General features: G+C 38.9%; 7 protein-coding genes and 1 rRNA gene. 6 read left to right on the plus strand and 2 right to left on the minus strand.

Annotated elements, in window-relative coordinates:
• The first annotated feature begins 192 nt into the window (after nt 1-192).
• The 5 genes from rrf to zupT all read left to right on the plus strand — a co-directional run bounded on the left by rrf (nt 193) and on the right by zupT (nt 4,982).
• Nucleotides 193-307, plus strand: a 5S ribosomal RNA gene (rrf, locus tag AC5YCI_RS15955).
• A gap of 387 nt (nt 308-694) precedes the next feature.
• Nucleotides 695-2,053, plus strand: coding sequence for an MFS transporter (locus AC5YCI_RS15960; RefSeq protein ID WP_496130842.1), 1,359 nt, complete (start codon nt 695-697; stop codon nt 2,051-2,053).
• Between the two features lie 439 nt (nt 2,054-2,492).
• Complete coding sequence (locus tag AC5YCI_RS15965; RefSeq protein WP_496175919.1) at nt 2,493-3,977, plus strand: sodium-dependent transporter; 1,485 nt, start codon at nt 2,493-2,495, stop codon at nt 3,975-3,977.
• Between the two features lies 1 nt (nt 3,978).
• Nucleotides 3,979-4,089 (plus strand): methionine/alanine import family NSS transporter small subunit, encoded by a 111-nt coding sequence (locus AC5YCI_RS15970; RefSeq protein WP_496130844.1) that lies wholly within the window; start codon nt 3,979-3,981, stop codon nt 4,087-4,089.
• An 86-nt stretch (nt 4,090-4,175) separates the two neighbouring features.
• The gene (gene zupT, locus AC5YCI_RS15975; RefSeq protein WP_496175920.1) at nt 4,176-4,982 is read left to right on the plus strand and encodes a zinc transporter ZupT; all 807 of its coding nucleotides are present in this window, start codon (nt 4,176-4,178) and stop codon (nt 4,980-4,982) included.
• A 33-nt stretch (nt 4,983-5,015) separates the two neighbouring features.
• Here the strand turns inward: zupT and rsmB are convergent, their stop codons facing one another.
• Nucleotides 5,016-6,323 (minus strand): 16S rRNA (cytosine(967)-C(5))-methyltransferase RsmB, encoded by a 1,308-nt coding sequence (rsmB, locus tag AC5YCI_RS15980; RefSeq protein ID WP_496175921.1) that lies wholly within the window; start codon nt 6,321-6,323, stop codon nt 5,016-5,018.
• Nucleotides 6,323-7,279, minus strand: coding sequence for a methionyl-tRNA formyltransferase (gene fmt, locus AC5YCI_RS15985; protein ID WP_496130847.1), 957 nt, complete (start codon nt 7,277-7,279; stop codon nt 6,323-6,325). Before fmt ends, rsmB begins: the two co-directional genes overlap by 1 nt.
• A 458-nt stretch (nt 7,280-7,737) precedes the next feature.
• Here fmt and AC5YCI_RS15990 point away from each other — a divergent pair.
• Nucleotides 7,738-8,048 (plus strand): transposase family protein (locus tag AC5YCI_RS15990; RefSeq protein WP_496175922.1); only part of this gene is annotated, 311 nt, incomplete at its 3' end.

Genomic DNA, 8,048 nt, shown 5'->3' on the forward strand with positions numbered 1-8,048 from the left:
GACCAATACTAATTGCTCGTGAGGCTTGACTATACAACACCCAAACAGTTGGTGTGGTAGTCAAAATCACTACAAACAACTTGATTTAGTTAACGCTAACGAACAAAATAGACGACTCAGATATACCTGTTAATAACTCATTTGACGAAAGTTAGGCATCTGTAAGACCTGATAAGTAAGCATCCAAGTTGTGCTGGCGACAATAGCAAGCGTGAACCACCTGATCCCTTCCCGAACTCAGAAGTGAAACCTCTTAGCGCTGATGGTAGTGTGGGGTTACCCATGTGAGAGTAAGTCATCGCCAGCTCATTATTCTAAAAATCCCCCGATCAACGATCGGGGGATTTTTTTAGTTTTGAATTTTGCTCAAAATTTCCGACGAAATACACTGAATTTAGAAATTTTTAGGTCCTTTGGTCTTATATCCATATTTGATTCCCATAAATTAATGTTTTATATAAATTAATAAAATTAATTGATTACTAATTTATTCAGTATTTAGTTTACAACAGACCTTTTTTTAGTTTTTTTGACCATATAAATGCCTATTTATACCTAAAATGCATAATTAAATACCCTAAGGGTTGTGGACAAAGCATCATATCCTGTCATTCTTATCCAATGAAAAAATGAATGATTGTTCATTTTATTCGAATAAAAAATAAAAAAATCTCACAATTGGAGGTGAGGATAAATGACAGCGCAAACAATGAATGTCAATGCTGTAGTTGATAAGGCAAAATTTAAACCCTTTCATATGACAGTGGTACTTTGGTGCTTATTTGTTGTACTTTTTGATGGTTATGATTTAGCAATTAATGGTGTGGTCTTACCTTTGCTGATGCAAGAGTGGGGTATGACTGCAGTTCAAGCAGGTATGTTGGCAAGTACAGCACTTGCGGGCATGATGTTTGGTGCCATGTTGTTTGGCATGTTGGCAGACAAAATTGGTCGTAAAAAAGTTATTTTAATTTGTGTGACTTTATTTAGTGGTTTTACTTTCTTAGGTGGTTTCGCAGAAAATCCAACCCAATTTGGTGTATTACGTTTTATTGCTGGTCTTGGAATTGGTGGTGTATTACCTAATTTAGTGGCATTAACCTCTGAATATGCGCCGCAAAAATTACGTAGCACTCTAGTGACTGCTATGTTTAGTGGTTATGCAATGGGCGGTATTATGGCTGCTTTGCTTGGCGCTTGGTTAACTCCAACGGTAGGCTGGCAAATCATGTTTTGGATTGCAGGTATTCCTTTATTAGTTTTACCTTTATTAATTAAGTTTTTACCAGAATCTTTAACTTTTTTAGTTAAGCAGCAAAAGATTGAAAAAGCCCAAAGTATTGTTCAGAAATTAGCACCAGAAGAAAAAGTAACTCCAGATACGGTATTGGTTCTGAATGAAGTGAAAGTGCCAGATGCATCTATTTCGGCTTTATTTAAGCAAGGCCGTGCAGGTGGTACGGTTCTGTTTTGGACCGCATTTTTTATGTGTTTATTGATGGTATATGCTTTAGGCAGTTGGCTACCAAAATTGATGATGGCAGCGGGTTACTCGCTCGGTAGCAGTTTAACATTCCTGTTGGCATTAAATATTGGCGCAGTGATCGGTACTGCAGGTGGTGGTGTGCTAGCCGATCGTTTCCACCTTAAACCTGTGATTATTAGTATGTTGTTGGTTGGTGCTTTGGCTCTAGTGGGTTTAGGTTTTAATTCACCACAGCCGGTCATTTATTTACTGGTCGCGCTCGCAGGTGCAGCCTCAATTGGTTGTAGTATTTTACTGTACAGTTATGTTGCACAGTATTATCCGCTTGCAGTACGTTCAACTGGTTTAGGTTGGGCATCAGGGATTGGGCGATTAGGTGCCATTGTAGGTCCAATTTTTATTGGTTTCTTATTAGGTTTAGCCTTACCACATAAAATCAATTTCTTAGCGGTTGCGATTCCTGCCATTATCGCAGTCATTGCGGTGGCATTAATTCGTCCAGTGAAAGTTGTAGATGAATCTGTGCTTGAAGCAAATCCAGTTCAGCCAATTAAACAAACGACTTAATTTAAAATAAAAAAAGCCTCCTTTGGGAGGCTTTTTTTTATGGCTGTTTTGGCTCGAGTTTAGCTATAATTAATAATTATATGGAATGCTAAAAACGCATACAAAAACTATTTTTAATGTTTAGCTTATTTTGTATTAGATAAAAATAGTTATATTTTGAACAATTAAGCCATAGATGAACATAAATCTCGCAACTTTGCTGCAGAAATCTAAGTAAAGCGTATTAAAAATCGGTATTGTGGTTCTATCAAAGGAAAAAAATTATGGCGAGTTTTATAAAAACCAATCTGATTTTTTTCTGTTTGCAAATTAGAGCCTAGCGCCCAAAAGGTGTCAATCTAGCTTCAAACACAACAAGATTAATATTGAAATGGAGTTTTTTTAGCTGCGATTAATCCAATAACAACTGCTAAAAAAATGACGAAGGTTTAGGTGTTATATGACAGATAATCGCGAGAATTGGTCAGCCCGCTCTGGCTTTATTATTGCTGCAATTGGCTCCGCAGTGGGTTTGGGAAATATTTGGCGTTTTCCTTATGTAGCTTATGAAAATGGCGGTGGTGCTTTTTTAATCCCTTATTTAGTTGCAATTTTTGCAGCAGGTCTTCCATTACTATTTCTAGACTATGCAGTTGGACATAAGTTTCGTAAAGCACCACCTACTGCTTATAAAAAGCTTATGAAAGCTGAATCACTTGGATGGTGGCAAGTGATGGTGACTTTGGTGATTGGTATTTACTACGCCAGTGTATTGTCTTGGGCGGGCAGTTATATGTTCTACTCGTTTGGACAAAAATGGGGCACAGATACGCAAGCATTCTTCTTTAATACGTATCTACAAAATGGTGAAGGTTTAGCCCTTGGCTTTGTACCCACATTATTTTGGGGCTTAGTCATTGTCTGGTTGGCTGTAATGCTGATTTTGTACGGCGGGGTACGTCGTGGTGTCGAGTTGGCCAATAAAATCTTTATGCCACTTTTGGTAATTTTATTTTCTATCTTAGTGATTCAAGCGGTACGTTTGCCTGGTGCAATGGATGGTCTAAATGCCTTCTTTACCCCAAATTGGGAAGCAATGGCCAACTATAAAGTATGGCTCGCAGCATTTGGCCATATTTTCTTCTCGTTATCGGTTGGTTTCGGGATCATGTTGACTTATGCATCATATTTAAAGAAAAAGACCAATTTAACAGGCTCTGGTGTTGTAGTGGCTTTGGCTAACTCATCCTTTGAAATTTTGGCAGGTATTGGTGTATTTGCCGCACTTGGCTTTATGGCATTTAGCTCAGGTGCTCAAGTAGAAGATGTGGTCTCAGGTGGTATTGGTTTAGCCTTTATTGCTTTCCCTAAAATTATTTCAAGCTTAGGTGCTGGCGGCGACTTATTTGGTTTCTTATTCTTTGCTTCGCTGACTGTGGCAGGGATTACTTCTATGGTGAGTATTTTACAAGTACCAATTGCTGCTTTCCAAGATAAGCTGGGTTGGTCACATAAAAAGTCAGTAACGATTATTGCTGGTAGTTCAGCCATTGTATCTACTCTAATGTTCTCAACGCATAGTGCGATTACCTTCGTTGATATCATTGACTACTTTGCCAATAACATTGGTATTGTGGGTGGTGGTTTACTTTCTATTATTTTGGTGTCTTGGTTGCATCGTCCATTAATGAAACAACTTGAAGTGCATATTAATCAATATTCAAGTATTAAGTTGGGTGCGAGTTGGAACTTTATGTTGACCATCGTAACGCCAATTTCATTATTAGTTGCATTAGGCTTAACTGTAAAATCTATTATGCAAGAAGGTTATGGCGGTTATGCATCTGAAATTTTATGGATTGTTGGTGGTGGTACATTGGCCTTCTTTATTTTAGGTGCAATTTTATTTAGCTTAATGAAAGATCGTCATAGTGAGGAGAAATAATATGAATACATCGGCACTGATGATGATGATAATCTCAATGAGCTTACTATGGGGCGGCTTAATTTTAGCTACGATTCATTTGATTAAAAATCCTGATGAAGCTGAAGATTAGACATCCACAATAAAAGCATTGTTTTTGTAAATAATAGTCATTATCATTTGTTTGATAATGACTATTTTTTTGGGTGGCTTCTTCGCATGTCCACAGTTTTAGATATAGAGGTACTGAGCGCATTTTTAGTCACGCTAATGGCGGGGTTAGCCACCGTTGTTGGTGGGATTTTAGTGATTTTTTTTAATCGACCTAGCTATCGGTTTTTATCTTTTGGTTTAGCTTTCTCAGCAGGTGCAATGGTCTATGTTGCACTGACTGAAATTTTAAACAAATCTATAGACTCCTTTAGTCAGCAATATGATGAAAATTTAGGTTTTGCCTTTGGCACACTCGCTTTTTTATTGGGTGTGATTTTAGTATTGTTGCTGGATCATCTGATTCCAAATCCACATCAAGTGGTGGAAAAAAGTCATCTAGATGCAGGCTTACAACAGCAATTGCTGCGCACAGGTTTAATGACTTTATTTGCGATTAGCGCGCATAACTTACCTGAGGGTTTAGCCACTTTTTTTGCAACATTAGAAAGTCCAACTTTGGGTGCACCACTTGCAGTCGCAATTGCGATTCATAATATTCCTGAAGGTGTCGCCATTGCGTTGCCTGTCTATATGGCAACAGGACGTAAAGACTACGCGATTTTAGCCAGTCTTATTTCAGGTTTGGCTGAGCCTCTAGGTGCTGCATTGGGTTACTTTATTTTGGCGCCATTGATGGGACCTGTAGTGTATGGCATTATTTTTGGAGTGATTGGGGGAGTCATGGTGTATTTGGCTTTAGATGAGTTATTGCCCACCGCCAAACGTTATGCACAAGGTCATGAAACGGTGTATGGCTTAGTCACAGGTATGGCATCTCTTGCTATTAGTTTAGTCATTTTTCGCTTTGTCTAAAATAAAAAAAGGTGGCAAAAGCCACCTTTTTGCTTATGCAGTTTTTTGGATTAGGCAATAGAAGAAACCATCGCCATGCCCCACTTGTGGGAACAGTTGACGACCGTGAATTTGTTCTACGCCCCAATTGGCATCAATTTTAACTTCTTGAGCATCAGCATGCGTACTAAAGAAGTTTACCATCTGCTGTTCGTTTTCAGCTTTTAGAATAGAGCAGGTAATATAAAGTAGCGTACCGCCGACTTTAAGCTGCTGCCACATGTTTTCTAAAATCTGTTTTTGCAGTTCTACAGTTTGTTGAATATCGTTCGATTGACGCAGTAAACGAATATCAGGATGACGACGAAGTACACCCACTGCAGTACATGGCGCATCAAGTACAATACAGTCAGCTAATTCAGGCGCTTGCCATTGAATAGCGTCAGCTGTAACCACTTCAACATGCTCACCAGCTAAGACCAAACGCTCTAAATTTTCTGAAAGACGTTTTAAACGTTTTTCGTCTTGGTCTAAAGCAATGAGTTTTTTCACATCAAAAGTTTCTAGGATGTGTGCTGTTTTACCACCTGGAGCTGCACAAGCATCAATAACAAACTGACCATCTAAGTTTGGCAATAATGTGGCACACAGCTGCGCATGTTCATCTTGTACCGAAAAGCCCCCTGCTTCAAAACCAGGTAAGCTTGGAATATGTAGGCTTTCGTCCATGACAATGCCCACCTCAGAAATTTCACAGCGATGTGCTGCAATCCCTTCATCTTCTAAGATATCAAGATATTCATCACGGCTGACCTGACGGGTGTTTACACGTAAAGTCAGGGGGGCAAGTTGTTTAAGCTGGTAACTGATTTCAGGGAGTTGCTCACCCCAATCTTTTTTCAAGCGCTTAGATAACCAACTTGGTAAACCTGGAGCTTGTTCGAGTACATCATAGAACTGTTCTGATTCACGGGTCGCACGACGTAAAATCGCATTTACCACGCCACTTAAACTTTCCATACCCAATTGTTTACATGCTTCTACGGTTTCTGAAATCGCAGCGTGGGCAGCAACACGGGTACATAAAAGTTGGTATAAACCAAGATAAAGACACGTCTCTACCACTTGATTTTCTAAAGGTTTAGAAAGGAGTGGTAGCGTCAGTTGCTTTAATGAGTGCCATTGACGTAAACAGCCCAATACCAATTCATGGTACAAGGCACGGTCTTTATCCGACACAATATTCATGTGTTGGGCAAGAACCGATTGTAATGATTGACCATTTTGGACAGCCAATAACGTTTTTACAACCTGAGCACGTAAGTTGAGGTTTTTACCTGAGGCGTGGGGAGATTGCTTCATTATAAAATTTGTCCAATATTCAATTTTTGGGTTTGCAGAACTTGTACTGCATTTAAGGCTTTAGCGCCCGGCCACTGTAATGAGGTTAGGATCACGACCTGACCATCACCACATGCCACGCTTACGCCGTGTTTGCTAATAGCAATGATTTCACCTGCTTGGGCTGTTACTTTCTGCTCAGAAAGTCTTGAGCTCCAAACACGTAAATTGTTTTGTTCATCTAAACGGATAAACGCCACTGGCCAAGGATTGAAGGCGCGAATGTTACGATCAATTTGTACAGCAGATTGTGACCAATCAATTTGTGCTTCAGTTTTACTCAATTTATGTGCATAGACAGTGAGCGTTTCATCCTGTATTTCGCGCTGTGCTAAATACTGTTGCAAAGTCGCTTCTGAGGCCAAAACAGCCACAATCGCTTCAGCACCTTGAACAGCCAGTTTATCATGAAGGGTAGCTGAGGTGTCATCTGCGAGAATAGGACAGAGGGTTTTAAACATCATATCGCCAGTATCTAAACCTGCGGCCATTTTCATGATGGTCACGCCAGTTTCTTGATCCCCTCTAGCAATGGCACGTTGAATGGGTGCAGCACCGCGCCAACGTGGTAAGAGTGAACCATGAATATTCAGGCAACCATATTTAGGTGTGTCTAAGACCACTTGTGGCAAAATCAAGCCATATGCTGCCACTACCATTACATCAGCACCCAAGGCTTTGAGTTCAGCTTGTGCTGCTAAACCTTCTTCAGTTGAAGACTTAAAGTGCAATGGTTGATAGACAGGTAAGTCATGTTCTAAAGCCAACTGTTTGACTGCCGAAGCTGTTAATTTTTGTCCACGACCTGCTTTGCGGTCAGGTTGCGTATAGACCGCGACAATTTCATGTTCAGTTTTAAGTAATGCAGCTAATGCAGTTGCTGCAAATTCTGGTGTGCCCGCAAAGATAATTTTCAATTTAACAGCCCATACAGTGGTTTTGTAAATTATAGCAAACTGCCAAAATCCGAGTGGATTTTTATAGTGAATAAAACTACATGAGCTCGTTTCGCTGTTACATTCAAATACTGAGATCTTATGTATGTACTGTAAAAAATAGACTTTAAAAGATCTTTTGATTCTTTACGCCATGATCCTGATAAAAATCATTGGTTTGATTGCTTTATAAGTGACCTAAGTTCTTAACGTCATATAGGAAATGACAAAAATTTTGAGCTCTTATTTAAATATTTTGAGTTTTATGATTCAGGACAATATCGTGCACAAAAAAATCAATAGATTAATCAATTAAATGCTAAGCATAAAACCTCAAAAAAAAGATGAATTGGAAGTATTTAGAAGTTTTAGTTTTCTAAATATTAATGGATTAAGCTTAGACCTCTTGCGAAAGTAAAAATCACCTCCATATAAATTTCATGAGATATCAGAAATTAAACCGTTTTTCAGATTCTGAATTCAAACGCTTAGTTGGCGTACCTCGACAAGTTTTTACTGAAATGGTAGAGGTTTTAGAAAAAGCAGAATCACTTAAAAAGAAATCAGGCCGTCCTCATACTTTAGCTATAGAGGATCAATTGTTACTAACACTCAATTACTTACGCAACTATAGTACTCAACTGGAATTAGCGGCAAATTACCATATCGCTGAAAGTAATGTGAATCGAACCATTAAAAAGGTTGAAGATGCATTGATGAAATCAAGACGTTTTACCCTGCCAAAACGAAG

The sequence above is a fragment of the Acinetobacter sp. CY17 genome (assembly GCF_059515825.1).